Here is a 25,527-nt window from a genome sequence, read left to right as displayed (position 1 = left end):
GCATCCTTTTTAAGATCAGATGGTCACCCGGTTGCGGCCACCTGTCTTGGATTGGTACAACTTTTTATCTGCGTCCTCAAGTAGCGAATCAGGCGTGGTCATCTTGGGATTCAGCTGGGAAACGCCGATCGACAGGGTCTGCTTGATCGTGTGGCCCTGGATGTCGAACTTGTGGTTGTCAAAGGTCGTCCGAATCCGCTCCGCCAGCTCATAGGCGGTTTTCGCATCGGTGGCCGGCAGAAGGATCACAAATTCCTCGCCGCCGTACCGGCAGAAGATATCCTCTTTCCGGATGATGGATTTCACCAGAGTCGCCGAGTCGCGCAGGATGCCGTCGCCAACGCTGTGGCCATAGGTGTCGTTGACCTTTTTGAAAAAATCGAGGTCAAAGTAAATGATCGAAAGCGGACGGCCATAGGCGCGGGAGAACTTCACTTCGGTTTCCAGCGCTTCGACCAGGTATTTTTTATTGAAGATATTGGTGCCGACATCGATGGTGGCCATGCGATAGATCTTGTCATGGAACACGTTCTCAATGTTGCCCTGGGCAAAGAACTTGAAGACGATATTGCCGAGGCGGATGATATCGCCGTCGCGCAGGACCTGACGGGTACTGATTTTCTTGTCGTTCACATAGGTGCCGTTGGAACTGCCCAAGTCCGCGACATAGATTTCATCACCCTGCTGCAGACACTGTGCGTGACTGCGGGATACACTCTGTTCATTGACCACGATCTCAACCGTCGGCGCGCGGCCAACGACCATTTCCTTTTGGTCGAGAACATAGCGTTTGCCCAGGTTGGTGCCGCTGTATTGAACAAGACAGGCAGCCGACTTCTTGGGTGGATTGAAGATGCTCGATCCGGGGTCAGCTATTATGGTTTTATCGTCTGCCATTGTAGTCGGACACTCGATGGTTAGGCGTCATTGCACAGTATTGCGGTCATGCTTTGAGGATAACACGCTAAGAAAAAGGGTGCAATCCGGCGCCCTACCTTTCAGACGGGCTTCTCGTAATGTCGGGGACTTATGCATCGTCCTTGTGGGATATTCAAGTCGGCCTTGCCTTGGTGAAATGTGTCTAGTAATTAAGGAAGATTGGATATTTTATTGAGTTGAGGTAGTCCATGCGCGTGGTGATGGTCGGTACAGGCTATGTCGGTTTAGTGACGGGAACCTGCCTGGCAGAAGTGGGTCACGATGTCAGTTGCGTAGACCTGAGTGAGGAAAAGATCCGCCTCCTGAAGGATGGCGTCTGCCCGATATTTGAACCGGGGCTGGAAAACATGATCCGCCGCAATGCGGAACACGAGCGCCTGCAATTCACCACGAGCCTGGCGGAACCGCTGGCTCAGGCTGATATGGCTTTTATCGCGGTTGGAACCCCTGAGGGGGAAGATGGTTCGGCGGATTTGAAATACGTCAAGGCCGTCGCCGAATCCCTGGGCCGTCTGATCAACAAGGACATGGTCGTGGTCGTGAAGTCGACCGTGCCCGTCGGGACCTGTGATATCGTCGAGGAGATTATCGATCGCGAACTCGATCGTCGCCAGGTCAAGCATCAGGTGATCGTCGCCTCCAATCCGGAATTTCTGAAGGAAGGCGATGCCATCGCGGACTTTATGAAACCCGATCGCGTGGTCGTGGGCCTGAATGATTTCACCGCGGAAACCGCCTTTCGCGATCTCTATCGTCCCTTCATCATGGATGATCAGGGCAAGCTCCTGCTGATGGATCGCCGCTCCAGCGAGCTGACCAAGTATGGGGCCAATGCCATGCTCGCCACCCGTATCAGTTTCATGAATGAGATGGCTCTGCTCTGCGAGCGCCTTGGCGCGAACATCGACAAGGTGCGCCTCGGCATCGGTTCGGATGCACGCATCGGCCGGAAGTTTCTTTATGCCGGTCCCGGTTATGGCGGCTCCTGCTTTCCCAAGGACGTGTCGGCTCTTCTGAAAACCTCCAACGTTCATGGCGTGGAGCTGAAAGTTTTGAATGCCGTGACCGACGCCAACGAACGACAAAAGAATCTCGTGTTCCAAAAGATCGCGCAGCATTTCCGCGATCTCTCCGGGCGCCGTGTGGCGGTCTGGGGACTGAGCTTCAAGCCGGGAACCGATGATGTGCGTGAGTCGCCTGCCAAGGTATTGATCCAGCGTCTTTTGGATGCCGGTGCCTTTGTCGTCGGCCACGATCCCCAAGGACAGGCAAATTTTGCCAAGGAATTCGGTGAACATGAGCGTCTGACCTATGCGGAAAGCGCCTATGATGCTCTGCGCGGGGCGGATGCCCTGGCTCTTGTTACAGAATGGAGCGAATACAAAAGACCGAACTGGGACAAGGTCGGCCAGATGATGGCCAATCGCGCAGTCTTTGACCTGCGCAACCAGTATGAATCGTATGATCTGATCAGTCGCGGATTTCATTATGAATGCGTCGGGCGCCCGGATTCGCGATCCCTTCCTATCTGAGACGGCACATGGATGTTTCGTTGTTACTGTCCCTTATCGCGGCGGCAGGGGCTGTCGCTTTTGGAATCGTACAGACGGTGAGGCTGCGGACGGCAGCCCAGGGTCTGGATTATGCGCGCAAGGAAGCTGAGGAGCATCGCTCCCGTTTTCTCGAAACCGCCGCGCTCCTGAAGGATGCCAGGGAAAGGCAGCATGAGCTCAACCTGCGCTGCACGCGTCAGGAGGCGGAGCTGCAGTACCAAAAAACATCCTATGAGGAACGTCTCAAAACCTATCAGGAAGCCGAGCAAAGGTTGAATCAATCCTTTCAGGCGCTGTCAGCGGAGGCCCTGCGGCAAAGTTCAGAATCCTTTCTGCAACTGGCCCATAGTGTTTTCAAGCAGCATGAAACCAAGGCCACCGGGGAACTCGATCTGCGGCGTCAGGCGGTGGATCAGCTGATTGAACCCATTCATAAATCCCTGGGCAAGGTGGAAGAGCGCATCCAGGATCTGGAAAAGCAGCGCGTGGGAGCCTACCACGGCCTGCAGGATCAGATTTCTCTCCTTCTGAATGCCCAAAAGAAATTGCAGCTGGAAGCCTCCAATCTGGCCACGGCTCTGCGGTCTCCCACCACCCGGGGGCGCTGGGGTGAACTCCAGCTCAGGCGTGTGGTGGAACTTGCCGGCATGCTGCCTTACTGCGATTTCGAAGAGCAGACCAGCCTGAATGGAGATGGACGTCTGCGACCGGACATGATCATCCGTCTGCCAGGCAATCGCTCGATCATCATTGATGCGAAGGTGCCGCTCCAGTCGTATCTCGAAGCCGTGGACTGCGCTGACGATGATCGCCGGAAGGAACATTACAAGCAGCATGCGGCTCAGGTGAAAAAGCAGGTGCAGATGCTGGGCCAGAAATCGTACTGGGAGCAGCTCGAAAATTCCCCCGAATTTGTGCTGCTCTTTTTACCCGGCGAAGCTTTTTTCAGTGCCGCGCTGCAAGCTGATCCCAGTCTGATCGAGGTGGGAGCGGACCACCGGGTTCTTATCGCCACACCCACGACCCTGATCGCGCTTCTGCGCACAGCGGCTCATTCCTGGCGGCAGGAGGATATCGCCCGCAATGCCCAGGAAATCAGCCGCCTCGGCAAGGAACTTTATCAACGCATCAGTGACATGAGCAGTCATCTTTCCGATATGGGCCGGAGCCTCGGTTCCTCGATGCAGGCGTACAATCGCCTCGTCGGCACGGTGGAAAGCCGGGTGCTGGTCAGCGCCCGCCGTTTCCAGGACCTCAAGGCTGATGATCCCAAAAAGGAAATCAAGGAAGCGCCCATCCTCGATCAGCAGCCTCGCTTTCTGCAAAGTTCGGAGCTGATTTAGGCGGCGCTGGCAGCAAACCGGATCGAACCGGCTCTCAGAGCATGCCCCTTACTTCTTGAACGGCATTTTCCCGAGATAGTCCTTCTTCCCGACATCCACACCGTTGTGCCGGAGGATGGCGTAGGCGGTCGTGATATGGAAGTAGAAGTTGGGAATCATATGCTGAATGGCGAACTCCTCACCGGTGATCCATTGACCTTCCCAGCGCGGCTGACTGATTTTGCGACCGGCGGCTTCCACATAATCCTTCGGTGAGAAGGTTTCCAGATACGCCAGCGTGCTGGCGATGCGCTCCTTCAATTCCGGCAGGGTTTTTTCCGTATCGGGATGCTGCGGGGCTTCCTTGCCGGTCAAGCGCGAGGCGCCCAGCTTCGCCGTATCACAGGCGATCTGCACCTGACGGATGAAGTTGAATTGATCTGGTGCCAAACGGGCATTCAGTAAAACATCCACATCAAACTTTTTGTTTTCGGCGAACTGCATGCCCTTATCCAGGATGGCGGAAAGGTTCTGGAGCATTTTGCTGAACTGCGTGATGGTTATTTCGTAGAACATGAGAACTCCTTGCTTGATTTCGCCCCAGCTAACCAAACCGGGCCGGGGCGTGCAAGTGCAATTCCTGGCCGGTCAATTTGTTGAGGGCCGCTGCAGATTGTTCAGGAAGGTCTGTATGGACTCGGGATCCTTGGCCACAAAGCCTTTGAATACGCTTGAGGAACGGCTGCGATCATCCTGGATCTGACTGCAAAGGTGGATGGGCAGATCCGGATGTGCGGCATGGATCTGGGCGGCCAGCTGGATGCCCTGTATTTCGCTCCCCACAAAAAAGCCATCGGTGATCAAAGCCTGCGCGCTGGCCAAAAGATCGGGATCCTGTCGCGCGGCTTCCAGCAGCTGCTCGGGAAACGCAAAACAAGTGATCTGCGGACAGAGGTCACGCCACATGTCCTGATAAAGGGGATCATCCTCGACCAGGATCAACCGGGAGCGTGTGGCTGGTCTTTCCCGCTGCAGAACGCGATGGAGAAGCTGCTGGGCCAGCTGTGCGGTCAATGGCTTCGGTTCAAAAACATCCGCTCCGGCCTTCAGAGCCGCTTCGCGCAATTCAATGCCGGAATGATGCGAATGCAGACCGATCAGGGCCTGAGGCTGGTGCTGGCGGATCATCGGAAGCAGGGCCACTCCATCATCACGCCCCAGTTCATAGTCGACCAGAATCAGATCATGGACATGCCGCTTCACCAGTTCCGCGGCGCGATGCGCATCCTCTGCAGTGAAAAGCTGAAGATCGAGTTCAGCGGTTCTCTGGGTTTGCCAGACATCCCGCATGAAACTCGTATAAAGATGATCGTCATCCACCAGAAGGATGCGCAGGGTTCGTGCGCCTCCCGTCTGCTTCACTTCCGCCTGAGGCGCGGGCGGCAGCCGATGGAAGACCTGACTGATGTCACGGACCTCCAGGGATTTTTTGGGGTCGATGCGATACGAGGCCGGCACGGTGAAGATGAAGCTGGTGCCCTCCTTCTCATCGGATTCGCAAAGAATCTGCCCGCCGTGACTCACGATCACTTTTTGAGCGATGGCCAGACCGAGACCCGTGCCCTGCTTTTTTCCTTCGGTGAAAAAGGCTTCAAAGATGCGCTGCCGTTTTTCGGGTGGAATATAGGAGCCGGTGTTATGAATGCGCACCCGCAGCCAGCGGCGTGAACCGGCATGCTCCTCGCGGCTGCTGATCGTAATCGTGCCGTGCTCCGGTGTGGCCTGAATCGCATTATTCAAAAGGTTGGCGATCACCCGCGCGAGGCGGTAGCGATCGCCTTCCAGCATCAGCGCGTGCTGCGGCTGAAAGCGGAGCTGCACACTCTTGCTTGCGGCGGTCAGAAGATTCAGGGCATCATGCACGACGTCGAGCAGGCTCAAAGGTTCCGTCATGATCTCCTGGTTCGAGGCCATTTCCAAAACGTCGCTGATCATCTCCTGAACGGTATGCGCCATGCGCTTGACTTCAGGCAGCCATTGCCGCGCCAGATCCCGAATCCGTTCCGGATCCTCCTGCGAACCCATCAGGGTCAGGACACCCTGCAGCATCGCGAAGGGCCGCTTCACATCATGCACGAGCATCTGAACCGCGGAGCCGAGGGCACTCAAGGATGCCTGGCGCAATTCATCGGTCTGCTCCCGCCGCAGGCTGTCGCCAACCTGATGCAAAAGAAGGAGCGGCGCCGCCTCGTTCTCGCGATGGAGATTCCGATTACTGTGAATGAGAATCGGGGTGCGATAGAGGGGAACCAACGCCGGACTGTGGGAAAATTTCTGCAGCTGCTCGTGGATCAGCTTCTGCCGTCGAAAGGCGTCGTCCTCCAGAACAATTTTTTTCAGGGACGCCAGCGCCGTGCCATAAACCTGCCGGTGCAGCTGATCCATGCAACTGAACGCCATGCTCAGGGTGCTCTCTCCTCCCTCCGCATGACCTTCGAACAGACTGAAGAGTATGGCATCCGCCGGCTGCTGCGCCTGCATAGTCAGGTCCCAGCTCCAACGGCTTTTGAGAAAGGCCCGAAGGTCTTCCAGGAAAGCCGGCGCCGGTTCCGGCGGCAGCCCATGCACATTCAAGGCTCCAGCGGTAGGTTTGGCCGCCATATCCATCAGGGGCAGATCCTGCTGAAATCTCTGATTTTCAAAGAGGGAACGCAGGGGCTTTTTGCGCCAGAGCGAACGCTGCCGCGCATAATCGGTCAGAGCCTGGCCGAGACTGGGATCCGCCTGCTTCACATGCGGTGCCAGCCAGAGCGCCCGCAGCATATTCTGTTTGGTGATGGTCGTGCTGCGACCGTTGAGGATGTTGCCCGCCGGCGAAGGAAAGGTATCACCTGGAAAAATCGCGACAAAGGCCTCATCAAAGTCATCATTCTTCCACAGCGCGGCATCGAGTTTTTGAATCAGCACACGTTCATAGCGCATGGCGTCCGGGGAAAAACGGCTGTTGCTTTGCAGCTGCAGTTCATGCGGCTGTTCCGCCACGAGCTGCCAGCAGCCGCTGGTGAGATTCACCTGACCCCTTTTATGCAAAAAACAGGCGGGATGACTCAGGCGCTCCAGAAAGTCCGGCACCGCGCGGTTCAGGAGAACCTCCAGGCGATAGCGCGAGAGCACGCGAAAGCTGCGTCCGACGTCCGGTCCGGTGAAACGCAGAATGCGTCCCAGCCCCGCCGGATGAAAGGTCTGCAGGGCGATACGCAAAAGCGAATCCATGAGGTCTTCGGCCGTCATCTCCTGACCGTCGGCGAAGACACAGCCCTTCTTGATCTGGAGGCGATAGGATAGACCCTCGCGGCTGATGGAGCAGGAGTCCAGCACCCGCCGATCGGAAGTTCCTTCGATGGTGCTGCCGAGCGTCTCACCGCAGTTCACCTGCAGCAGCTCATCAATCCAGCTGTCGGCTTTCCATTCCGCGTGCAGCCGGGGAAGTCGTGGCAAAAAGAGGCGCAGGGTGCGTGAACTAGGGGCTGGCATCGGATGGACTCCGCACTAAATCCTGAAGCAGAGGCTGAACCACAGCCTGTTCAAACAGCTCGAGCTGTTTAAGGTGCCGCTCGAGCGACTCTTTTTTCTGCGCCGTCTGCTCCGGAGTATCATGGGGACTTTGCAGACCCTTTTGCGCCAGATAACGCAGGCTGCGCATGGCCGCGAGGTAATCATGATGCGCCTTGCGCCAGGCGTCCCGTGCCGCGGGATCACGCGGACCTTCGAAAACGAGGCGCCGCGTCTCACCCTCACGTATCAGCTGCGGCTGGATGGGGTATTCGCTCATCCCTTGTTCTCCGCGGCATCGGTTTCCGCCATGACATTCACCATGCTGCGCAGCTCAGGGGCGCTGGTCAAGCCCATCTTCACCAGCTCCTGGAGTTTGGTGGACAGAGTGGAACGCGGAATGCCGAGATTTTTCGCCAGTTGACGCAAGGTCAGACGACCCTGCTTTTGATATTCGGCCGCCACCAGCGCGAGCAGAAGACGCATGATCAACTTTTCATAAGTCAACTCTTCACCCTCACCCCATTCGAGCACGATGCGCCGCTGATGATGATCGGCCGTGATGCTGAGTCCTTCCGATTTTTGCGGTTTGTTCACCTGCTCCCAGATGAAGGCCGGAATCGCCGAAGGAGCGATGACGCCGCCATAGGCATGCTCGGTCATCGCCCGTAGACAGTTGCGCAGTTCCCGAATATTGCCATTCGACCAATCGTAGTGCTTCAGGACCTCGATCGCACTCGCGCTGACTTCATAGGGGCCGCCGCGCATGGTCTGACAGAAACTTTGCAGGAGTTCATCAAACTCATCCATGCGCTCGCGCAGAGGCGGGAGAGTGATCACTGCCTCGCAGAGTCTTTGCCAAAGATCGCGACGGAATTTTCCCTCCTGGACCAGCTGCTCCAGATTTTCGTTGGTGGCGGAAAGGACGCGCACGTGGACGCGTTTATTCTGCGTTGCCCCTACGGGACGCAGTTCCTGGTTTTCAAGAACCCGCAGGAGCGCCACCTGCGCCGCCGCACTGAGTGTGGCCACCTCATCGAGAAACACCCAGCCGCCATCGGCCTGTTCAAAAAGACCAATTTTGTTATTCTGCGCTCCGGTAAATGCACCCTTGACGTGACCGAAGAGCTCACTCTCAATCAAGCCGGCCGGTATCGCGCCGCAGTGAATGCGAATAAAGGGCAGGCGCTCGCCCACGAAATGCGCGAACAGATCGCCGACCACTTCCTTGCCGGTTCCCGTTTCTCCATAAACATGCACCGCCGTCAGCGCGGAATTGATCATGCGAGGAATGCGTTCGCAAAGTTCACGGCAGGTGCGTCCCACCACTTGCGGCATCGCGCTGACCGAGCGCTGCTTCTGTCTTTGGTCCAGGCGTCTTTGGTATTCGCTCACTGCGGCTTCGATACGCCGCCGGATTTGCTCCATATCGCTGCCTTTGAACAGAAAGTCATCGGCGCCACGGGCAATACAGTCGCGCACGGTCGAGGCATCATGCAGATCCGAGCACATGACGATCAAAGTATGGGGGAGTCGCGTTCGCAGTTGCTGGGCCAGCGCCTTGCCATCCGGACCCGGACGGTCCAGGTAAATATCGAGCATCAGCACAGCGGGCTCACCCATGGCCGGCAGCGCTTCCAGCAGCTGCTGCGCTTGCGTAAAGGATGAGAGCTGGACGCCGACCGGCACCAGGATATCGCGAACCTGATCAAGAAACAGCGGGTCATCGTCAAGATGAAGGATGGCGGGTTTTGGCAGCATGAGGACTCCTTCCAGCAAGTGAAAGGGAGGATGTCCGAAATCCGGACGAAAGTCCATCCCTTTTCACCGGGGCCGGAGAGCTGGAAGGCGGCTGCTGCCTGGACTTTAACCGGGCTGGATCAAACGGCTTTCGGCGTTCCCATGCCTCCACCGAATTTGTGTTGCACGCGGCGGACATTGATCGCGATGTTCATCATCAAGACGCCAAAGATGATGGCATAACCGCCGAGCATCCAGCTTGTGGCCACCATGCCGAGTCCGGGGAAGACCAGGACGGCCACCCCAAACACAATGGAGGCCAACCCTGCGAGGCCCAGGGCCCATTCCCGTTCAATCACCTTGCGCAGGCGAACGGCCGAAACAATTTCAAAGACTCCGGTGACCACCGCCCACGCTGCGAGAACATAAAGAAAAGTGAGAAGCGCAACGCCAGGCCACATCAAAAGGAGGACACCAAGCGCGACACCAACCAGGGCTTCAAAGAACGAAGTCCAAAAGAAGGGTGAGTCGCGCCGGGAAAAGAGCGAAAAAAACGCAAAGATCCCATCCACAACCATAAATGCGGCCGCGACCATCACCAGTGAGGTCAGGGTGGCGAACGGCGAAATCAATGCCACGAGTCCGAAGAGCAGGGCCACGATTCCACGCACCAACCACAAGGTCCAGCTTCGTCCAATCTGTGTTTCCATAAAAGCTCCTCATCCGAATGGAGTTCAATCAACCCTCACCATAAAGGATCACCGCCACGCAAACTATTGGGAATCATCCGTAAGCAAAGAACGCAGTCCCAAATTCGGACAACATTTGGGGCCCGTGAAGCCCAAGCCCTTGGAATAACAGCGAACAAATTTTGGCACAAAGTCTGTAATGAAACGTTAAGTTTGGAAGAGGAGACCACCATGCAACGTGTCCTGAAATTTATTCGTAACTTTTCGCAGCAGCACCAACTGGGATTTTTCTATAATCTGGAAAACAGGATGTATCGGCAAAATCTCGATTCGTTTCGCGCCCGGGCCGCGTTCCACCGCGTGGATTCACTCTGATCAAGCTGGTTGAAATTGGCGTAATATTTCAGCCGGCCTCACCCTTATGCCGATAAGAAGGTGTGGCTGGTTCACTTCATGACTTAAGGAAAGTTTTCATGGGAATCGCGTCCATTCGGATTCGCTAAATCGCCTGGCAGCTCCGCGAGCAAATTGGTCCTTTCGCCGACGACCGATTGAGCTGCGCATTGACAGGCATTGAGCAACGAAAGCAGCGAGGACATCCTCATGAAACCTTCACGCCATCCCAGAGCGGCCAACGGTGCCGTTTCCTCATCCTTACGTCCCTCAATTTTAATTGCCATCCAGCTTCCCGAGGATACGGATGCCGCCGTCGCGCATTCGCTTGCGGAGCTTGAACTGATGACGCGGGATTTGGGTTATTCCTGCATCGCCCGGGTCATCCAGAAACGCAGCCATCGCGGGGCGCCGACCTTCATCGGCGAGGGCAAGCTGGAAGAAATCGCCGCCATCACCGGAGGGCCTGGTACGATAGCACGGGGGCCTGAAACCCAGCAGGCAGTCGTATCGGGCATCACGGTGTTTGTGGACGATGAACTGACGCCGGGTCAGATGCGAAACCTGGAACTGGCCCTCGGGGCTGAGGTCTGGGATCGCGTCGCCGTTATCCTGAAAATTTTTGAGGCCAGGGCTCAGACCCGGGAGTCCAAACTTGAAGTGGAACTGGCGAGGCTTGAGTATGAACTGCCGCGCATTCGTGATGATCATTCGCTGGGTGATCGGGAAGGGGGCGGGGGACGGGCCTCCCGCGGGCATTCGAATGTCGAGCTGGCCAAGCAACGCAAGCGGGAGCGGATCGCCACCATCAGGCGGGAGCTTGAGCAGCTGCGTCACGAAGCGGACAAAAGACTCCAGGTGCGGGGCGATGTTTTTCGCGTGGCTCTGGTCGGTTATACGAATGCCGGAAAATCCTCGCTGATGCGACGCCTCACGGGCAGTGACGTGCTGGTGGAGGATAAACTCTTCGCGACGCTGGGGACCACCACACGGCAGCTGGCGCCGCCGGCGACACCGCCCGTGCTGGTGACTGATACCGTGGGTTTTATCAATCGACTGCCGCATGCGCTGATCGCTTCGTTTCATGCGACGCTGGCCGAAGCGCGCGAGGCCTGGCTGGTGTTGCATGTTATTGATGCCGCTGATCCTCATGCGGCGACTCAGTATGCCGTGACGAATGCGGTGCTGAAGGAACTGGGATTGGAAGAGACCGCGATGTGGACGGTGCTCAACAAGGTGGATCAGATCAGTCCTGCGGAACAGGAAAGGCTGAAGGAGCAGTTTCCTGAGGCCATGCTGGTGAGTGCGCTCAACCCGGATGATGGCCGGATGCTGCGGGAACGGTTGATCGATTTTTTTGGGCAAACCCTGGTCCGTGAGAGGCTGAAGATTCCTTATGGGAAGCAAAGCGTTCTGGGTGAATTTCGCAGCCAGATTCAAATGGAGCAGGAGGAGTATGGTGAGGTTCTTGAGGTCACCGTGCGGGCCACGCCAGCGGTGATGGCTCAATTGAAGGCGCGGTTGGCCCGGCCCCTCCGGGGCTGACGTTTTGAGTTGGCCCCTCCGGGGCTGACGTTTAGGTTGACGGCTGACGTTTAGGTTGACGGCTGACGTTTAGGTTGACGGCTGACGATGGGGTGGCGGCTGACGTTTGGGGTCGTCAGCTGCCCGCCTCCGATTCATCGTAACGCTGATGCAGCTGATCAATCCGGGTTTTGGTTTCTTCCAGGCGTAACTTCATGCTGCGAATCAATTCGTAACCGCGTTCCACTTTCTGCACCATCAGATCGAGATCAAGGTCAGGAGCGGCAATATCACGAACGAGGCCTTCGACCTCCTCCAGCATTTTCTGATAGGTTTGCGATTCTTTCATAGGGGAGACTCCTTCTTTATATCAGACTTTTTCGAATCGATGCGCGTCAGACTCTCAAGTTTCAGCTCCAGCAGGGCATCCATCAGCCGCGCCCGGAGCTGCATCCCGGTCTCGAGCTGCTCCGCACGGTCGATCTTTTTTCCGTGGGCGAACAGCTGAGTCCAGCCCTGGGCCATCCAGGGTTGGGGATCGCTTTGGATCAAACGGTTTTCCAAATGTAAAAGTATTTCCCGATGCTGCTGAAGTCGCTCACGGGTTCCCAAAGCCAGAGCCCGCTTTTGATCCTCCAGTTCGTAACGCCTGGGGAGCAGCGCGGTGCTCGCCCGCTGGTGCAAATCCTGACTGAGGCGCTGAAGTTTTGTTCCTTGCTCACGCAGGACGAACTGCCAACGCTGAAAAAGCGTTTGCCGCAGATTCTGCGTCTGGGTGCTCCATTGCAGAAGACGTCGCTCACTGCGCATCTGCAGTTCACTGCGCACCGCCTGCAGATGCGATTCATGCTGATGCGTGACCTGTTTGGTTCCAAGATGCAGGCGGGCCTTGAGATTTTGTAGAATCTGGGTCTGCAGACGCACCCGCTCATCCATCGAACGCGACATGATCAGACTGAGCTGTTCGATGCGCTCCCGGGTTTTTTGCAGAAGATGCACACAAAAGTCCGCTGCCGCTGTCGGCGTCTTTTCCCGCCGCGCACTGATCTCCTCGGCCACGCACACGTCCTCGTGGTGACCGATGGCGGACAGAATGGGCACGCGTGATCCCGCGATCGCATAGGCGATTTCCGCGCTATCGAACCAGCGCAGATCCGCGGCACTGCCTCCGCCGCGAGTGATGACGATCAGATCACAGTGCCGGCTTTCCAAAGCCTGAAGACCAGCCACCACATCGCGCAGGGTATTTTCCCCCTGCATCTGCGCGGGATAAAACAGCACCTGACCTGGAAAACCATAAACCAAAAGCTGATCCAGAAAATCGCTCTTGGCCCGTGAATCATCGGCACTGATCAGGCCGATCCGCAGGGGGAACGCGGGCCACGGCAGCTGTTTATTTTTTTGATCAAGGCCCTTGCTGCGCAGCTCCCGCAGCAATTTTTCCCGCGCGAGGGCCAGGCTGCCCTTGGTAAAAGAGGGGTCGATGCCCTGCACCTGCAGACTGATCTGTCCCCGATCCTTGAAGAGGGAAATATCGACCAGCATCCGCACCCGCAGGCCATCCGCGAGGAGTTCCTTGAGCGTGTCGCGTCCCAGCTTGCGTTCCATATCCTGCCATTGGCTTCGCCAGATCGTGGCATTCACCGTCATGGTCGCAGAACGCGAGGCGCCTTCCTTGAAATCAGCCAGCTGAAAATAGGAACCGGTGGCCGTCTGGCGAAAGTTTTGAATTTCGCCGATGACCCACAGACTGCGTGGAAAACTCTGCGCGATCGCGAGCTGAAGCTTTTGCATCAGTTCCGCAATCGTCAAACCGTCCCCTTGCAGCGATCGCGGCGCCGGTTCAAAACCGGCGTCGGACACCAGGGGTTCATTGCTGATCATGGCGGCTGGGGCGCGGGTCGATGAAGGCGGGCGTAGGGCATTCTCCGGGGCGCTGTGCGCTGGAGTCGAACGTATGGCGCTGTCCGAGTGGTCTGATGAAGTCGAACGTGGGGCATTCTGCGCGGCACGCGGGGCCTTCTGCGGGCCGCCGCCGATGGTGCGGCAGAGCTCTTCGATTTTTTGCAGGATTTCGTCATTGAGCGGCAGGAGCCAGCTCTTATCCTGCGCCTGGTATTGACCGCCGAGATTGCGAAGCACTTCGCGATAGGGATAGGTCTTGCCGCTGACCAGGATGCCCTGGGCTTGCGTGATATAGTAGACACTCATAGCGGAGTCCTAATAGCGATCCTGATGAATGGCGTCCGCTCGCACGCCGCGCTCCACGAGCAGGCGACGGGCGGCTTCCATAAAGCCCGGGGGCCCACACAAAAGGTAATGCGCATCCGGTAATATAAAATGTTCCAGTTGATCCAGGGGACGACCCGCCAGGGCCTGGCCCATGGAAATATTGTCGGCAAATATTTGCAATTGAAACGAAGGATGTTCACGCCCGAGGCTCTGCAGGGCTTCGAAAAAAGGAATTTCCGTATCGCTCTGACAGCCGTAGAGCAGAACGGTGGCGGCGCTGGGGCCGTGTTCCAGGCGATCCTCGATAATGGCCTTGAGCGGGGTGATGCCGGAACCTCCGGCGACGCAGACCACAGGCTGGTCCTTGGGCGGATTGGTGAAACGACCCGAAGGAGCACTGCAGATGAGGGTGGAACCGGGAGCCCATGCGGTCACGAGATCGCGGGTTCGCTCATCATCCAGAATAATGCAGAGTTCGAAGCTGTGATCATTCCGCGGCGCTGAGGCGATCGAATAGTAGCGTTCGAAGGTTCCTTGCTTGTCCACAAAGGCAATCTTGATGAACTGTCCGGGACTATGGTTAAAATCGGGTGTACCCTGTGCTTCGATGATTGCGTAGCGACGCCCCACATATTCGATCCGTCGCACGGAAGCGCGGAATTCCCGACCCTTGGTTTTCACCTGATGATTCCTTCAGTTGAGAAGGCATCACACCCGTTTCACACCAACTTTGCAGCCGGTTTGCACCGAGGCCATGATGTCCTCGCGCGAGATCAGCTCTGTAGGAAGAGTGGCTCGACGAATGTTAGCCCTGTAAAGAATTGCGCCACGCAGCTTGGAATAATCAAGGTCCGCATCTTCCAGGTTGGCACCCGTGAAGTCTGCGCCCTCGAGGTTCGCACTCCAAAGTGAGGTGCCGCGCAGGTCGGCATCACGGAAGGAAGCATCCTTCAGGTTGGCATAAGAGAGGTTGGCCTTGCGCAAATCGCAGCCGGAAAAATCCACCTTCACGAGGTTGGCTTTTCTCATGTCATAGCCAACCAGTTCCTTGGTCTCGGCCAGGATTTCGAGAACCTCTTTCCGAGTCAGAGTAACCAGATTTTCCGAATTCTTGCTCATGTCCACCTCAGGCAGCTTCGCTAACAGTGCGGGCGACGACTTAATTGAATAGATGATCTACTTTATATGCGCCGATTGCTTTTGCAAAGACGAATTCAGCCAGGGGGCTTCCCATATGAAGCCATCCTGGCTGTTTTGAACGGGGCGGAAACGGCTGGTTTCCTCCCGTCTTTGACCTTGACCTATTTGCTCATGAGAGCGGCAACATCCAGCATCCGATTGCTGAAGCCGGTCTCGTTGTCATACCAGGCCAGCACTTTTACCATACGGCCACCCATGACCATCGTGCTATCCGCATCGACCGAGCTCGAATAGGTCGAGCCATTGAAATCGGATGATACCAGAAGTTCTTCGGTATAGTTCAAAATTCCTTTGAGAGGCCCGTTGGCCGCTTCACGCAGGACGCGGTTGACTTCCTCTTTTGAGGTACTTTTGCTGACCATAACGTTGAGGTCCACCACCGAAACATTGGGGGTGGGAACGCGGATCGAGATCCCGTCGAGTTTGCCTTTCAGTTCAGGCAACACGAGGCCGATGGCCGTGGCGGCACCGGTCGAGGTGGGGATCATGTTCATCGCAGCAGCGCGGGCCCGACGCAGGTCAGAGTGGGGCAGGTCAAGCAGCTGCTGGTCATTGGTATAGCTATGCACCGTGGTCATTTGACCGTATTCGATGCCGAAGGCTTCGTGGAGAACTTTCGCCACTGGAGCGAGGCAGTTCGTGGTGCAGCTGCCGTTCGAAACGACGGTCATCTCGGGCTTCAATTTCTCGTGGTTCACGCCGTAAACCACGGTAAGGTCTTCACCTTTGGCCGGAGCGGAAATCAGAACTTTTTTGGCGCCAGCTTTCAGGTGCAGCTCGGCATCCTTGCGATCGCGGAAACGGCCGGTCGATTCAAAAACCATGTCGGCTTTCTTATCACCCCAGGGAATTTCCCGTGGATCCTTCACAGCGGAAACCGTGATTTTTTTGCCATTGACGATGATGCCATCAGCCGCAGCTTCCACTGTGGCGTTCAGCTGTCCATGCACCGAATCATATTTGAAAAGATGGGCAAGCGTCTTGGTATCTGTCAGGTCATTGATATGGACGATTTCAAAGTCCTTGCGTGCGAGCGCAGCGCGCGCCACAACGCGACCAATACGACCGAAACCGTTAATGCCGATTCTTACCGTCATGATCCCAACTCCTAACTGGTCAGTTTCTATCTATCAAACAGCAGCCTTTTATACTCCGCGTTCCTGGAAAAAGCTATAGCCGCGGCCTCTGGCTCAGCCCCGGGCTTCAAAACTGTTCTTTGGCCTAAAACTGAGTAAAATAGACTTAGATAAATCCAATGGGCGAGGGATCCGCATGCACTTCGATTATTCCCGTATTTCCCAAGGACTGCTGGTTCTCGGGCTCGCTATGGCGTCCGGACCGGCTTTCAGCCGAGCCTCGAAATCCATGCCAACCGCCAGGCTGCCGATAGAACCCGCGACGCCGGATCCCGAAATTTTGGATCATGGGGATGCAGACTCCACGACCGCCCCGCTCGAAAAACGGGACCATGGCGTGGCCCGGCGGCGCGGGCCCGAGGCCGCGGGGCATGAGGCTTCCCTGCGAGGAGGACTTCTGATGGCCCGCGACGGCTTCGGAGCCCAACTGCGGTTTTTGGAATATGCCGAGCCCTGGCTGGCCGTCACTCAAACGCTGCGTTATCAATCGCAGGATGAGGAGATGGGACTGTTTGCGACCCAGTATGGTTTGATGCTGGGGGTGGAAGCTCATCCGTGGCGCCAGGCCCGCTTTTCACCCATCTTTGCGTTGCAGGCGGGTGGCGATCGGTATCGGCGCGGTTGGGATCAGGATGATCTCGATTTATTTGGAGTGGAGGCGTCGGCCGGTCTGGAATTGAAACTCGCCCGCGCCACATCCTTTCTTTTTCAATGGACCGAACTCTATTATCCTGGTTTGAAGGAACAGCTCTTTATCGATCAAAAGCCGGAAGTTCAGTATGCCGGCCGTTTTCAGGTCTTTTTCAACCTGCAATGGGAAGGCCTGCTCTGAGCCTCAAAAACTGGAACCAGGTTCCAGCAGGAAGGCGGTTTCCTCGGGCGTCGATTCCCGGCCCAGGATCCGATTGCGATGCGGAAAGCGACCAAAGCGGGCGATGATATCCCGGTGGGCTTTTGCATAACGTTGCGCGGTCCCGATCAATTCCTTATGCGCTATTGAGACATTTTGCTCAAGCCGCGTAAAGGCCTCCAGTCCAAGCTCCTGCACCTCGAGGATTTCGCTGTGCATGGTCGGCATGAGGCAGAAATAAGCATAAAGCGCCGGCATCGCGAGGTAACGATCATCCTGCAGAGCGAGACCCACAGTCGCCAAAGCCTTCTTATCATAGGCAAAGGCCCGGGGCGTATCGCGAAACATATTGCGCGGGAATTGATCCAGCAGCACCGTCAACGCCACCAGCCCGGCATCGTCCTTGGTCCAGCGATCCAGCGCGCCCATGAAAGCGGGATCGACATATTCCAAATAACGCTTGCGAATCGTTTGATCAAAGGCCGGATCCTTGGTGAACCACTGCCGCACTTTTTCGGGTTTGGCCCGACCTTCTGCATCCAGTTCACCAAACCAAAGATCATGAATGGATTGAATCAAAGGTTCTGTAAACGCCGTCATGATTCACTCATTTGTAGAAGTTTTAAGATCCAATGCCCGCCATAGATACCAGGAAGCCAGCGACCGGAACGGTCTCCAGCGTTCGCCATGACGCATCAAAGTTTCCGGGGAGGGCAGCTCCCGCTTGCGCCAGGTCAAGGCGAAACCTTTCCGCACACCATAGTCAGTGACCGGCAAAATATCAAGCCGACCGAGATCAAAGATCAAAAGCATCTCGACCGTCCAGGGACCGATGCCGCGCACCTGGGTGAGAACCTCGATGATCTCCTGATCACTCATGCGAGCCAGCTCACTCATATCCGGAATCAGACCGCGCTGGAGACGGTCGGCGAGATCCAGGAGCGACAGCATTTTGGAACGGGACAGTCCCGCGCCACGCAGTTGATCTTCCGGAGTTCGCAGCACCTCCGCCGGCGAGGGAAATGGACCCTCGGGATAAAGACTGCGAAAGCGGGCGAAAATCGTGGCCGCGGCCTTGCCGTGCAGCTGTTGATAGACAATGGCTTCCGCCAGAGCCGCAAAAACCGAGGAGCCGAGCTTCGGTTGCAGACGACAGGCACCCACCTGGTCGATCAGCGCGCCCAGCACTTCATCCTGCCTTTTGAGATAACTCACCGCCTGAACCGCCGCGCCCGCAAAATCCCTTTGCCAATCGAGTGCGCCCGCACTTTCAATCGCCAGCAGCTGCTGCTTGGTGACCAGACCACCGAAGGCGGTAAAACCGCCTGGTTTGCCGCCAGCGGCCAGCACGCGATGACAGGGAATAATAAGAGGCAGCGGATTGCGTCCCATGGCCTGGCCCACGGCCCGCGCCGCTCCCGGGGAACCCACGGCCTGAGCCAGGGCTCCATAGGTGGACGTCTGTCCTGGCGGAATTTTACGCGCCACTTCATAAACCTGACGAAAGAAGGGAGGGGCCGCGCTCACATCTATCGGGATGGGCGACAGGTCCACCTGGCCTTTGAGCAAAAGGGTTTGCAGGCGCTGCGCCGCATCCTGAACCCAGACAGGCGCCTGCGCGAGCTCCACTTCCTGACAAGGCTTGATCTTCTGAGTCAGGATGCGGCGGCTTTCCGTCAGGTTTTTTTCCGGCAGCTGCACCCGTTCGATGGCGGTCTCATTCCAGAGGAGGCCGCAGGGGCCGATGGCCGTGGTGAAATAACAGTAATGGCGCATGGTCCGCTCCCTCCCCAGGATGTGCAGCTCCTATGTGGCAGCGGACGGCCTCGGTTTTCAAGTCCAATTTTGGAAATTTGTATGGTCAGGAGCCGGAGCCCAGGTAGCTCCGTAATTTTTCGGCCTGCGTTTCGCCAGGCTGTTGTTCGATCTGGGACCTGATCTGGGTGACGTTGCTCGTGGCATCACCGGTGCCGCCCGAGGACTGATAGATGGTGGCGGCATTTTCTGCGTTCAGAAGGCTATTCAGAATGTTGACGGCGGCGTCCTCATCCAGACTCTGCAGCTCCTCCACGCTGAATGAACCACTGCCATCGGCATCAAAGAACTTGGCCTGCAACGCGGTGAACGCGGTATTGAACATTGAAATTTTGAAGGTATCCCCGCTCTCCAGTTGATCGGCTGGAATGCTGGCCAGGAGTTCCGTGGCCTCGCTCAAAAGGTCGATGACCTCCTGTGTGGCCGTCGGCAGAACCGTGAAAAGTGCGGTCAAGGGATTGCCCGAGGACTCGCCGCCCTGGGCCATTTCCAGCGCGATATCGGTGGTATCCACACCGGCCTTTTGCGCCTTGGCGCTGGCCAGGAGCGAAACATAGAGCCAGTTTTCCGGTTCATCCTGCAGGGCCTTTTCCAGAATGGAAATGGCCTCATCGGACTTGCGTTCATCCATGGCTGCGGTGGCCTTGTCCGCAGGATCCGGATCGGCGACGCTTTCAAAGAGGTTGGTGCCACAGGCGCTGCTGAGCGCGAGCAGGAGGATGGAAGGAAACAGAAGGTTTTTCATAGGGCGTCCTCCTTAAAACCCGGCCTTAAGCCGGAAAAAGAGTCGCTGATCGGGCCGTACACCGGCGGAGCTGCCCACCTCTTCCGTGTACGCACCGATATCAAAGCGCATGACATAGAGATTCAAGAATAAACCCGCGGTGGGATAGCCCTGATTCAGACCACCCATGAAACCAAAGATGCGGGCAAATTGCAGCTCACTGCCGAGATGCAGGCGCTTAAACACGTCCTTCTCCACCGCGCCGCCCACGTCGCGGAAATCGGCCTGGATCAGCATGGAGCTCATCCTCGTGGTCAGGTCGAAGGCTGTCCCGAATGTCACGATCTGGGGCAGGCGCCGACTGCTGACACCTGATTCCGCAGCGGCGAGTTTGGTGGTACCGGCGTTTTCAACGTGGAGACCAAAGCGCCAGGGAGATTTACCCGGATCATACATCAGACCGATATCCACCCCGACGCCATTGCGCGAGATTTCTGCATCATTGGAATTGAGCTGATCGGAGATATTGCTGGAATCCAGCACACCGACATCAACGGAGGCTTCGTTGCGCATGATGTATTTGCCGGTGACACCGACGAGAAGTTTTTGATTGAAGAAACCTTCGGCAGCACTGAAGACCGCCACGCGATTCGCGACGGCATCCGCATGCAAGGTTTCAAGGCCGCGTTCATCGGGAGACTTGGCCAGCATCACATTGGTATCGGATGAAACCAGAACACCGACTGCCGCGCGTCGGAAAACTATGCCGGTGAAGTTGCTGAAGCCAAGATGCAGGTTGCGTCCCAGGTAGCCGCGCAGGGTATCCGGATCGTTATCCTCCTGCAGGAGGACCTGACGGACAAGATCCTTGGTCTTGGTGGAAACCTGCAGGGACGGAGAGATCAGCACCGTTTCCTTATAGAGACCTTTGCCCTGGGCCAGGCCCGCCGGGTTATAAAAGATGGCCTCCTGAAAATCCGCAGTGGCCACACCGGTATCGCCGCGACCGAGATAGTAGGGGCTGCGATAGATGCGATGGAATTCCAGATTTTCCGCGTACAGAAATCCGGTGCTGCCCATAAGAGCGGAACACAAACACGCCCCAAACAATCTGGATGGATTCATACCCAAAACCTTCCATTCCGCACGCGAACGTACATCCAAGGCGATCGGCTGGTCGGGACAAAACTTGATGAATTTTCCAGGGGAGTGAGCAAGTTATTGGAAAAAGGAAATTATGGGGGGCCCGTGACGGGCCCCTCAAAGCTCATGGCACCTAAGGTGATTAGACTTTTTGTGATGAAAAGGGGGATATGTCTGTACGTGCGGCATTTTTAAAAAACGCCGAAAAAAAAACGAGAAAGGACTTCTAATATGCAGTGCCTGAGCTTTTCGAGCAAAGTGTTGGGTCTTCGAAACACCGGAATTAAACTCGGTTTTTTGGGGCAGAGAATCCCTTGTATTTTTACAGGCTTACCTGCGAAAAGACACGGATTGTAAGTGCCGGAAGACCGACGCTGGTTCTAACGCTAACGGGTTGGGTTGTCAACCTATAAACCAGTGTTTTGTGAGTATCAAAAAATTTTTGCATACATATTCCAAGCCGTCTGACGGGGTAGGTCCGTTGTAATATTTCAACACTATTAAGGAATCGGGAAGACGACGGCTTGGAATTTTCCACCAGAATTTCTGAAAAATGTACTCTGCGGAAAAGCACCAGCCACTGGCTCTCTGGCCGAAAAGCTTCTTACAAATCTCTCATTTAGAGAAAAGTCTCATCCTGTTGAATTATGTCTTTAAGGCGCGATTATGTAATTAAACTACAGGTATTCAGGTTTCGTCTTCCGCAGCCAGGATCTCCGGTTCCTCGTCGTCCTCCTCGACCAGTCGATGCGACGAGGGCATCAGCGGCTCGCGCAAAAGCTGATCGCGCATGACAGCTGCTGCCTGGCCGAGTCCCGGAACGCGTGCCTGGCTCAAGGACTGCAGGTAGGTGGCGGCCCGGTAAATCAAGGCCATGAGATCACCCTGACCAAAGCGTTCATCCGTGGTTTTGTGCACCAGATCGGTCCAGCTCATGCCGCGTGCCCAATCATTGAGGACGGAACCGGCGAGCGGGTTATATTCGCGGAAAAGAAAAGTCTCGCGACGCTGTCCCGGTGAATCGTACAGCTCTTCAAAGAGATCGACGGGATAAAGTTCCACCAGGCGTTCTTCGACCTTTTCCGAGGCGAAAGGGAAGTCGTAGTCACGCCCGATATCGGGTTCCTTGAAGCGGGTCAGGCACAGCGCGGCCATCAACTCAAGGCCGGCGAGCAGATTGTCCACCGTCAGATCCCTCTGATCGATCAACTGGGCGATCAGGAGGCCACCCGACTGCGGGAAATAGCGGGCGATGGAACCGTAGCGGGTGAGCTGCTCGCGATCATCAATGCAGCCAATTCTGTGCAAATGAATATGAAGTTGCGCCAGGCTGCTGGCCATATGCCTTTGGATGTGCGCATGGCAACGTTCCCGGAGAGGACAGCTGAGGCAAAGGGCTTCCGGTTTTTCATCCAGAAAATCGGCAAAGGCTGCGGCCGGGGACACGCCGCAGGGCAGGCTGTCGGCGGCCAGAGCTTTTTTCAGCGGCTGCTCGCGGATCAGGGCAAAGCGGACCGTCTTGTCACCAAAACGCAGAAAACTCTTCTCATAAAAATTCTCCACATCGCGCAGTTTGAAGCCGCGACCCAAAAGACCAAGGAATGTGGTGGGGTCATTTTTCAAGCGCGAGTGGCAACGATCACGCCTTGTGCCTCCGAATTTCTGCCAGGCGGCCACCGAGGGCCAGAGACTGAAGCCGACCACATCCTTGCCGCGACGCCCGGCGCGACCGAGCATCTGCAGGACTTCCGAGGACGCGTAGGTCGTGAAGCCGGTTTCCCCGGGCCGCGTGTAGTCGCTGATCAGTGTGGAACGCACCGAGAAATTGATGCCGATGCTGAGCCCCATGGTGGCCACACAGAAACGGAGCTGGCCGTTTTTCACAAGATTTTCGATGGCCCGGCGGGCATAGGGCGCCATCCCGGAATGATGCCAGGCCACGCCGTAAACCAAAAGAAGGCGCCGGAGATTCATCGTGATGAATTTCATCGGCTCTTCGACGTCGGGATCATTTTCAATCAGCTCACGGATGCGCTGGGCTTCCTCGCGCGACAGGGGTTCAAGCTGTTTGCAGAGTTCGATGGCCATGCTTTCGCACGCAGCCCGCCGTCCCGCATAGATAATGCAAGGCGTCAGCCCAAGAGCGGGAATGGATTTCAGACGCCGGCCGATTTCACTGTGCTCCAGGGGAAAACGGGAGGGCGTGGGGGATTTCTTGGGAAGGATGTCCTCGACTTCGGAAACCAAAAGCCACTGCTCGCGGAAAAAAATGAGATCGACCAGCGGAACCGGCCGTTCCCGGGTCTGAATCAGGCGGCAGGGTCGCCCGCTGATGGCCGTGATCCAGGCGCAGAATTGTTCAGCGTTGTCCACGCTCGCGGAAAGAAGCAGCAGCTGACAGGTGGGAGGCGTAAGGATGATGGCCTCCTCCCAGGCGCTGCCGCGGCTGCTGTCCTGCATGAAATGATATTCATCAAAGACGACCAGCGTGCGACCGAGATCGGGCTCCACTCCCAAAAGGGAATTGCGATAGGATTCCAGGGTGGCGACGACGATCGGCGCGCCGAGATTTTCCTTGATATCCCCAGTGGCAATGCCCACGTTTTCCTTGCCAAACTTATCGCTGAATTCACGCAGCTTGTCATTGGAAAGACTTTTGACCGGCGTGGTATAGGCTGCGCGAAAACGCGGCTGATCGATATGAATTTCAAAGAAGGCCTCGACCACCCGGGTCTTGCCGGCCGTGGTCGGCGCATCGACGATCACGTGCTCGCCGTTCAGCAGCGCATCGAAAGCTTCTTTCTGCCAGGGATCGAGCTGATCCATGAGAGGAACATGGCTTATGTCCTTGCGCGGTTTGCGGGCATTGGACTCTGCCTCGCGCAACCACTTATGCAGGGCCGTGTCGGTGATCTGTTTCACCTTGCGAAGCTGCTCGCGTTCGTGCGGTGGGATACGGTCCTCGATGGGTTCCACCGGAGGACGCGGCCTTGAAGGATTGCGAAACGTGGTGTGGGCATTGTCATCGCCACGTTTCGGGCCGTTTCTGCGTTTCTTCTTCAAGTTCAACTCACCGGTTTAAGGTCCTGAAGAGCCTTGAGCACACGCTGCTCGAGTTCAGAAAAACTGCAATCCGTATGGATGACCTGATCCGCGAGGTCCGCTTTCGCCTGCGCCGGCATCTGAGCCGCAATGATGGCTTCAGCCATTTCCCGGGAACAGCGATCCCGCTGCATGACGCGCGTAATTTGCAATTCAAGCGGACAAAAGGCTGCCCAAACGGCTTTGAATTCCGCGGCGCGCTGCCGTTCGTAGATAAGAGTGGCTTCGTAAAACCAAAGGCGTGGGCTGTGAGCGAATCCTAGTTTTTCGAGAGTTTTTTGAGTTTCCGCCAGAAGGCGTGGATGGATGATGGCTTCCAGCTGCTGGCGGCGACTGGCGTCCTGAAACACCAGCTCGCGCATGCGCTGGCGATTCATGGTGCCGTCGGGATTCAGGATGGTGGGGCCGAAGGACTGAACGACGGCGGCGAGACCTTCCGTGCCAGGTTCCACCACCGCGCGGGACATGGCGTCGGCATCGAGAACAATCTTGCCTTGCTGACGTAGAATGGAGGCGATGGTCGATTTTCCACAGGCAATTCCTCCCGTCAGAGCTATGCCCCATTGCTTCAGTGCCTCTTGAATGTCCATACCCCCTGCCTCGCGAAGAATCAGCTGAGGTCAATCGTAGAGTATGACTGCCGGTCTGTCGAGACCTATACGGGTGACTCAGTAGCGAGCCCCGCGGCGGTTCTTGTCGACAATGGCGGCCAGGATCATGGATAGAGAGACCAGACGCATGAGTATCACAAGCCCCACGTTCTCATTGGATATTTCAAGAATGGAGATCATCACCCGCTCCACGCCGAGTAGCATAAAGGCGCTCGCGAAGCAGATAAAAAGACGGTCATGGGTTCTCACGTAAAATCTTAGAAAGAAAAGCGAGACCACAAACGCCAGAGCAGTAAACATTCCGGATAAGAATAACCGCATCGTCCCCTCATGTGTCTGTCATATCGATTCCCAGGTTAGACCATAAATGAGAATACTCACGCTGACGATGGAAACCACAACACGCAATGTGGAGAGGTCCATCAATTCAGACGGGGTATTCACGTCCAATGTTGCGAGACCATTGTTTATTGCCATGCCGATGAAGCAGATTCCGCTCCAAAGAAGCAATCGTGTCCCGTTCCTTTTGAAGGAGCGTAGCAAAAGGTAGGCGCAGGCAATGCAGGTCAAGGTCGACAGAGCATACACGATGGATGCCATGGTCACTCCTTAAATCGAAATGCATCCGAAAAGCCCGTAAGCGCATCGGACGGTTTTGAGAAAATAAGATTTATAATGCTAACGCGATGAGTAGTGTACAAGGTCGCGAGTTGATCCACATGTTCAGCAAGGTGGGGTGGTGGGTCGTAATGATAAGTCCGCTTCCCCTCGTTTTCACGCATGACCACCAGATTTTTACGCATCAGATCGGCCAGTCGCTTTTCCACCGAAGAGGCCGTCGTGCGGAGTTCCTGGGTAATGGTATCCGCATCCAGCTCTGTTCGGGAGCGAATCAGCAAAAGGATTTCGAGCTGCTCAACTGAGTTAATGCAGGCGTAAATAAACTTTTCGACATTTTGATCGAGCCTTGCGCTTGTCATCCAATCTCCCAGGGTGACCCAT

At 56.4% G+C, this 25,527-nt stretch carries 25 protein-coding genes; 5 read left to right on the top strand and 20 right to left on the bottom strand.

Annotation, left to right across the window (positions count from 1 at the left end):
• Positions 1–15: 15 nt before the first annotated feature.
• Positions 16–897, bottom strand: a complete 882-nt coding sequence (locus OLTU_RS24335) for a GGDEF domain-containing protein (protein WP_141735349.1) — start codon at positions 895–897, stop codon at positions 16–18.
• A gap of 230 nt (positions 898–1,127) precedes the next feature.
• On the opposite strand from OLTU_RS24335, the gene OLTU_RS24330 reads away from it, so the two are divergent.
• Together OLTU_RS24330 and OLTU_RS24325 are read left to right on the top strand one after the other, a co-directional pair.
• Positions 1,128–2,471, top strand: a complete 1,344-nt coding sequence (locus OLTU_RS24330) for a UDP-glucose dehydrogenase family protein (RefSeq protein ID WP_141735348.1) — start codon at positions 1,128–1,130, stop codon at positions 2,469–2,471.
• 20 nt (positions 2,472–2,491) lie between these two features.
• A complete protein-coding gene (locus OLTU_RS24325) occupies positions 2,492–3,835 on the top strand; it encodes a DNA recombination protein RmuC (protein ID WP_176736919.1) in 1,344 nt (447 codons plus the stop codon).
• 48 nt (positions 3,836–3,883) lie between these two features.
• Here OLTU_RS24325 and OLTU_RS24320 read toward each other — a convergent pair whose 3' ends face one another.
• From OLTU_RS24320 to OLTU_RS24300, 5 genes are all read right to left on the bottom strand, one after another.
• On the bottom strand, positions 3,884–4,390 hold the full coding sequence (locus OLTU_RS24320) for a DUF1993 domain-containing protein (protein WP_141735346.1): 507 nt from the start codon (positions 4,388–4,390) through the stop codon (positions 3,884–3,886).
• Between the two features lie 72 nt (positions 4,391–4,462).
• Entirely contained in the window at positions 4,463–7,348 is a 2,886-nt protein-coding gene (locus tag OLTU_RS24315; RefSeq protein WP_141735345.1) for an ATP-binding response regulator, read from the bottom strand.
• A complete protein-coding gene (locus OLTU_RS24310) occupies positions 7,335–7,646 on the bottom strand; it encodes a hypothetical protein (protein WP_141735344.1) in 312 nt (103 codons plus the stop codon). The genes OLTU_RS24315 and OLTU_RS24310 overlap by 14 nt, the downstream gene beginning before the upstream one ends.
• Entirely contained in the window at positions 7,643–9,127 is a 1,485-nt protein-coding gene (locus OLTU_RS24305) for a sigma-54-dependent transcriptional regulator (protein WP_176736918.1), read from the bottom strand. The genes OLTU_RS24310 and OLTU_RS24305 overlap by 4 nt, the downstream gene beginning before the upstream one ends.
• A 119-nt stretch (positions 9,128–9,246) precedes the next feature.
• Positions 9,247–9,816, bottom strand: a complete 570-nt coding sequence (locus tag OLTU_RS24300) for an HdeD family acid-resistance protein (RefSeq protein WP_141735342.1) — start codon at positions 9,814–9,816, stop codon at positions 9,247–9,249.
• Between the two features lie 210 nt (positions 9,817–10,026).
• On the opposite strand from OLTU_RS24300, the gene OLTU_RS32080 reads away from it, so the two are divergent.
• Positions 10,027–10,170, top strand: coding sequence for a hypothetical protein (locus tag OLTU_RS32080; protein WP_176736917.1), 144 nt, complete (start codon positions 10,027–10,029; stop codon positions 10,168–10,170).
• A gap of 228 nt (positions 10,171–10,398) precedes the next feature.
• A complete protein-coding gene (gene hflX, locus OLTU_RS24295; RefSeq protein WP_141735341.1) occupies positions 10,399–11,733 on the top strand; it encodes a GTPase HflX in 1,335 nt (444 codons plus the stop codon).
• 115 nt (positions 11,734–11,848) lie between these two features.
• Here hflX and xseB read toward each other — a convergent pair whose 3' ends face one another.
• From xseB to gap, 5 genes are all read right to left on the bottom strand, one after another.
• Positions 11,849–12,061, bottom strand: a complete 213-nt coding sequence (gene xseB / locus OLTU_RS24290; protein WP_141735340.1) for an exodeoxyribonuclease VII small subunit — start codon at positions 12,059–12,061, stop codon at positions 11,849–11,851.
• Positions 12,058–13,923 (bottom strand): exodeoxyribonuclease VII large subunit, encoded by a 1,866-nt coding sequence (gene xseA, locus OLTU_RS24285; RefSeq protein WP_141735339.1) that lies wholly within the window; start codon positions 13,921–13,923, stop codon positions 12,058–12,060. The genes xseB and xseA overlap by 4 nt, the downstream gene beginning before the upstream one ends.
• Before the next feature lie 9 nt (positions 13,924–13,932).
• Complete coding sequence (locus tag OLTU_RS24280) at positions 13,933–14,625, bottom strand: ferredoxin--NADP reductase (RefSeq protein WP_141735338.1); 693 nt, start codon at positions 14,623–14,625, stop codon at positions 13,933–13,935.
• 27 nt (positions 14,626–14,652) lie between these two features.
• Positions 14,653–15,063, bottom strand: coding sequence for a pentapeptide repeat-containing protein (locus OLTU_RS24275; RefSeq protein ID WP_141735337.1), 411 nt, complete (start codon positions 15,061–15,063; stop codon positions 14,653–14,655).
• 182 nt (positions 15,064–15,245) lie between these two features.
• Positions 15,246–16,241: a type I glyceraldehyde-3-phosphate dehydrogenase gene (gene gap / locus OLTU_RS24270; RefSeq protein ID WP_141735336.1), complete on the bottom strand. Its 996-nt coding sequence runs from the start codon at positions 16,239–16,241 to the stop codon at positions 15,246–15,248.
• A 175-nt stretch (positions 16,242–16,416) separates the two neighbouring features.
• Here gap and OLTU_RS24265 point away from each other — a divergent pair, with 175 nt between their 5' ends.
• On the top strand, positions 16,417–17,112 hold the full coding sequence (locus tag OLTU_RS24265; RefSeq protein ID WP_141735335.1) for a hypothetical protein: 696 nt from the start codon (positions 16,417–16,419) through the stop codon (positions 17,110–17,112).
• 3 nt (positions 17,113–17,115) lie between these two features.
• Here the strand turns inward: OLTU_RS24265 and OLTU_RS24260 are convergent, their stop codons facing one another.
• The 9 genes from OLTU_RS24260 to OLTU_RS24220 form a co-directional block, all read right to left on the bottom strand.
• Complete coding sequence (locus tag OLTU_RS24260) at positions 17,116–17,730, bottom strand: DUF924 family protein (RefSeq protein WP_141735334.1); 615 nt, start codon at positions 17,728–17,730, stop codon at positions 17,116–17,118.
• A gap of 3 nt (positions 17,731–17,733) precedes the next feature.
• Positions 17,734–18,906, bottom strand: coding sequence for a methylated-DNA--[protein]-cysteine S-methyltransferase (locus OLTU_RS24255; RefSeq protein ID WP_141735333.1), 1,173 nt, complete (start codon positions 18,904–18,906; stop codon positions 17,734–17,736).
• 85 nt (positions 18,907–18,991) lie between these two features.
• Positions 18,992–19,690 (bottom strand): hypothetical protein, encoded by a 699-nt coding sequence (locus OLTU_RS24250; RefSeq protein WP_141735332.1) that lies wholly within the window; start codon positions 19,688–19,690, stop codon positions 18,992–18,994.
• A gap of 12 nt (positions 19,691–19,702) precedes the next feature.
• Positions 19,703–20,794, bottom strand: a complete 1,092-nt coding sequence (gene traF / locus OLTU_RS24245; RefSeq protein ID WP_141735331.1) for a conjugal transfer protein TraF — start codon at positions 20,792–20,794, stop codon at positions 19,703–19,705.
• 705 nt (positions 20,795–21,499) lie between these two features.
• Positions 21,500–23,875: a DEAD/DEAH box helicase gene (locus OLTU_RS24240; RefSeq protein WP_141735330.1), complete on the bottom strand. Its 2,376-nt coding sequence runs from the start codon at positions 23,873–23,875 to the stop codon at positions 21,500–21,502.
• A gap of 2 nt (positions 23,876–23,877) precedes the next feature.
• Positions 23,878–24,504 carry a dephospho-CoA kinase gene (coaE, locus tag OLTU_RS24235; protein WP_141735329.1) on the bottom strand — a complete coding sequence of 209 codons (627 nt, stop codon included), beginning with the start codon at positions 24,502–24,504 and terminating at the stop codon, positions 23,878–23,880.
• A gap of 78 nt (positions 24,505–24,582) precedes the next feature.
• Positions 24,583–24,846 (bottom strand): DUF5985 family protein, encoded by a 264-nt coding sequence (locus OLTU_RS24230; protein ID WP_141735328.1) that lies wholly within the window; start codon positions 24,844–24,846, stop codon positions 24,583–24,585.
• 18 nt (positions 24,847–24,864) lie between these two features.
• Positions 24,865–25,125, bottom strand: a complete 261-nt coding sequence (locus OLTU_RS24225; RefSeq protein ID WP_141735327.1) for a DUF5985 family protein — start codon at positions 25,123–25,125, stop codon at positions 24,865–24,867.
• A 2-nt stretch (positions 25,126–25,127) separates the two neighbouring features.
• Positions 25,128–25,505, bottom strand: coding sequence for a hypothetical protein (locus OLTU_RS24220; protein WP_141735326.1), 378 nt, complete (start codon positions 25,503–25,505; stop codon positions 25,128–25,130).
• Positions 25,506–25,527: the final 22 nt, after the last annotated feature.

This window comes from Oligoflexus tunisiensis (assembly GCF_001748245.1).
In the GTDB taxonomy this organism is placed as follows: domain Bacteria; phylum Bdellovibrionota_B; class Oligoflexia; order Oligoflexales; family Oligoflexaceae; genus Oligoflexus; species Oligoflexus tunisiensis.
This window is presented reverse-complemented; position numbering and strand designations above follow the sequence as displayed.

Excerpts from the sequence above, each read along its gene's own strand:
- OLTU_RS24335 (WP_141735349.1), bottom strand. The coding sequence starts at position 897 with ATGGCAGACGATAAAACCATAATAGCTGACCCCGGATCGAGCATCTTC.
- OLTU_RS24330 (WP_141735348.1), top strand. The coding sequence starts at position 1,128 with ATGCGCGTGGTGATGGTCGGTACAGGCTATGTCGGTTTAGTGACGGGA.
- OLTU_RS24320 (WP_141735346.1), bottom strand. The coding sequence starts at position 4,390 with ATGTTCTACGAAATAACCATCACGCAGTTCAGCAAAATGCTCCAGAAC.
- OLTU_RS24315 (WP_141735345.1), bottom strand. The coding sequence starts at position 7,348 with ATGCCAGCCCCTAGTTCACGCACCCTGCGCCTCTTTTTGCCACGACTT.
- OLTU_RS24310 (WP_141735344.1), bottom strand. The coding sequence starts at position 7,646 with ATGAGCGAATACCCCATCCAGCCGCAGCTGATACGTGAGGGTGAGACG.
- OLTU_RS24305 (WP_176736918.1), bottom strand. The coding sequence starts at position 9,127 with ATGCTGCCAAAACCCGCCATCCTTCATCTTGACGATGACCCGCTGTTT.
- OLTU_RS24300 (WP_141735342.1), bottom strand. The coding sequence starts at position 9,816 with ATGGAAACACAGATTGGACGAAGCTGGACCTTGTGGTTGGTGCGTGGA.
- OLTU_RS32080 (WP_176736917.1), top strand. The coding sequence starts at position 10,027 with ATGCAACGTGTCCTGAAATTTATTCGTAACTTTTCGCAGCAGCACCAA.
- hflX (WP_141735341.1), top strand. The coding sequence starts at position 10,399 with ATGAAACCTTCACGCCATCCCAGAGCGGCCAACGGTGCCGTTTCCTCA.
- xseB (WP_141735340.1), bottom strand. The coding sequence starts at position 12,061 with ATGAAAGAATCGCAAACCTATCAGAAAATGCTGGAGGAGGTCGAAGGC.
- xseA (WP_141735339.1), bottom strand. The coding sequence starts at position 13,923 with ATGAGTGTCTACTATATCACGCAAGCCCAGGGCATCCTGGTCAGCGGC.
- OLTU_RS24275 (WP_141735337.1), bottom strand. The coding sequence starts at position 15,063 with ATGAGCAAGAATTCGGAAAATCTGGTTACTCTGACTCGGAAAGAGGTT.
- gap (WP_141735336.1), bottom strand. The coding sequence starts at position 16,241 with ATGACGGTAAGAATCGGCATTAACGGTTTCGGTCGTATTGGTCGCGTT.
- OLTU_RS24265 (WP_141735335.1), top strand. The coding sequence starts at position 16,417 with ATGCACTTCGATTATTCCCGTATTTCCCAAGGACTGCTGGTTCTCGGG.
- OLTU_RS24260 (WP_141735334.1), bottom strand. The coding sequence starts at position 17,730 with ATGACGGCGTTTACAGAACCTTTGATTCAATCCATTCATGATCTTTGG.
- OLTU_RS24255 (WP_141735333.1), bottom strand. The coding sequence starts at position 18,906 with ATGCGCCATTACTGTTATTTCACCACGGCCATCGGCCCCTGCGGCCTC.
- OLTU_RS24250 (WP_141735332.1), bottom strand. The coding sequence starts at position 19,690 with ATGAAAAACCTTCTGTTTCCTTCCATCCTCCTGCTCGCGCTCAGCAGC.
- traF (WP_141735331.1), bottom strand. The coding sequence starts at position 20,794 with ATGAATCCATCCAGATTGTTTGGGGCGTGTTTGTGTTCCGCTCTTATG.
- coaE (WP_141735329.1), bottom strand. The coding sequence starts at position 24,504 with ATGGACATTCAAGAGGCACTGAAGCAATGGGGCATAGCTCTGACGGGA.
- OLTU_RS24230 (WP_141735328.1), bottom strand. The coding sequence starts at position 24,846 with ATGCGGTTATTCTTATCCGGAATGTTTACTGCTCTGGCGTTTGTGGTC.
- OLTU_RS24225 (WP_141735327.1), bottom strand. The coding sequence starts at position 25,125 with ATGGCATCCATCGTGTATGCTCTGTCGACCTTGACCTGCATTGCCTGC.
- OLTU_RS24220 (WP_141735326.1), bottom strand. The coding sequence starts at position 25,505 with ATGACAAGCGCAAGGCTCGATCAAAATGTCGAAAAGTTTATTTACGCC.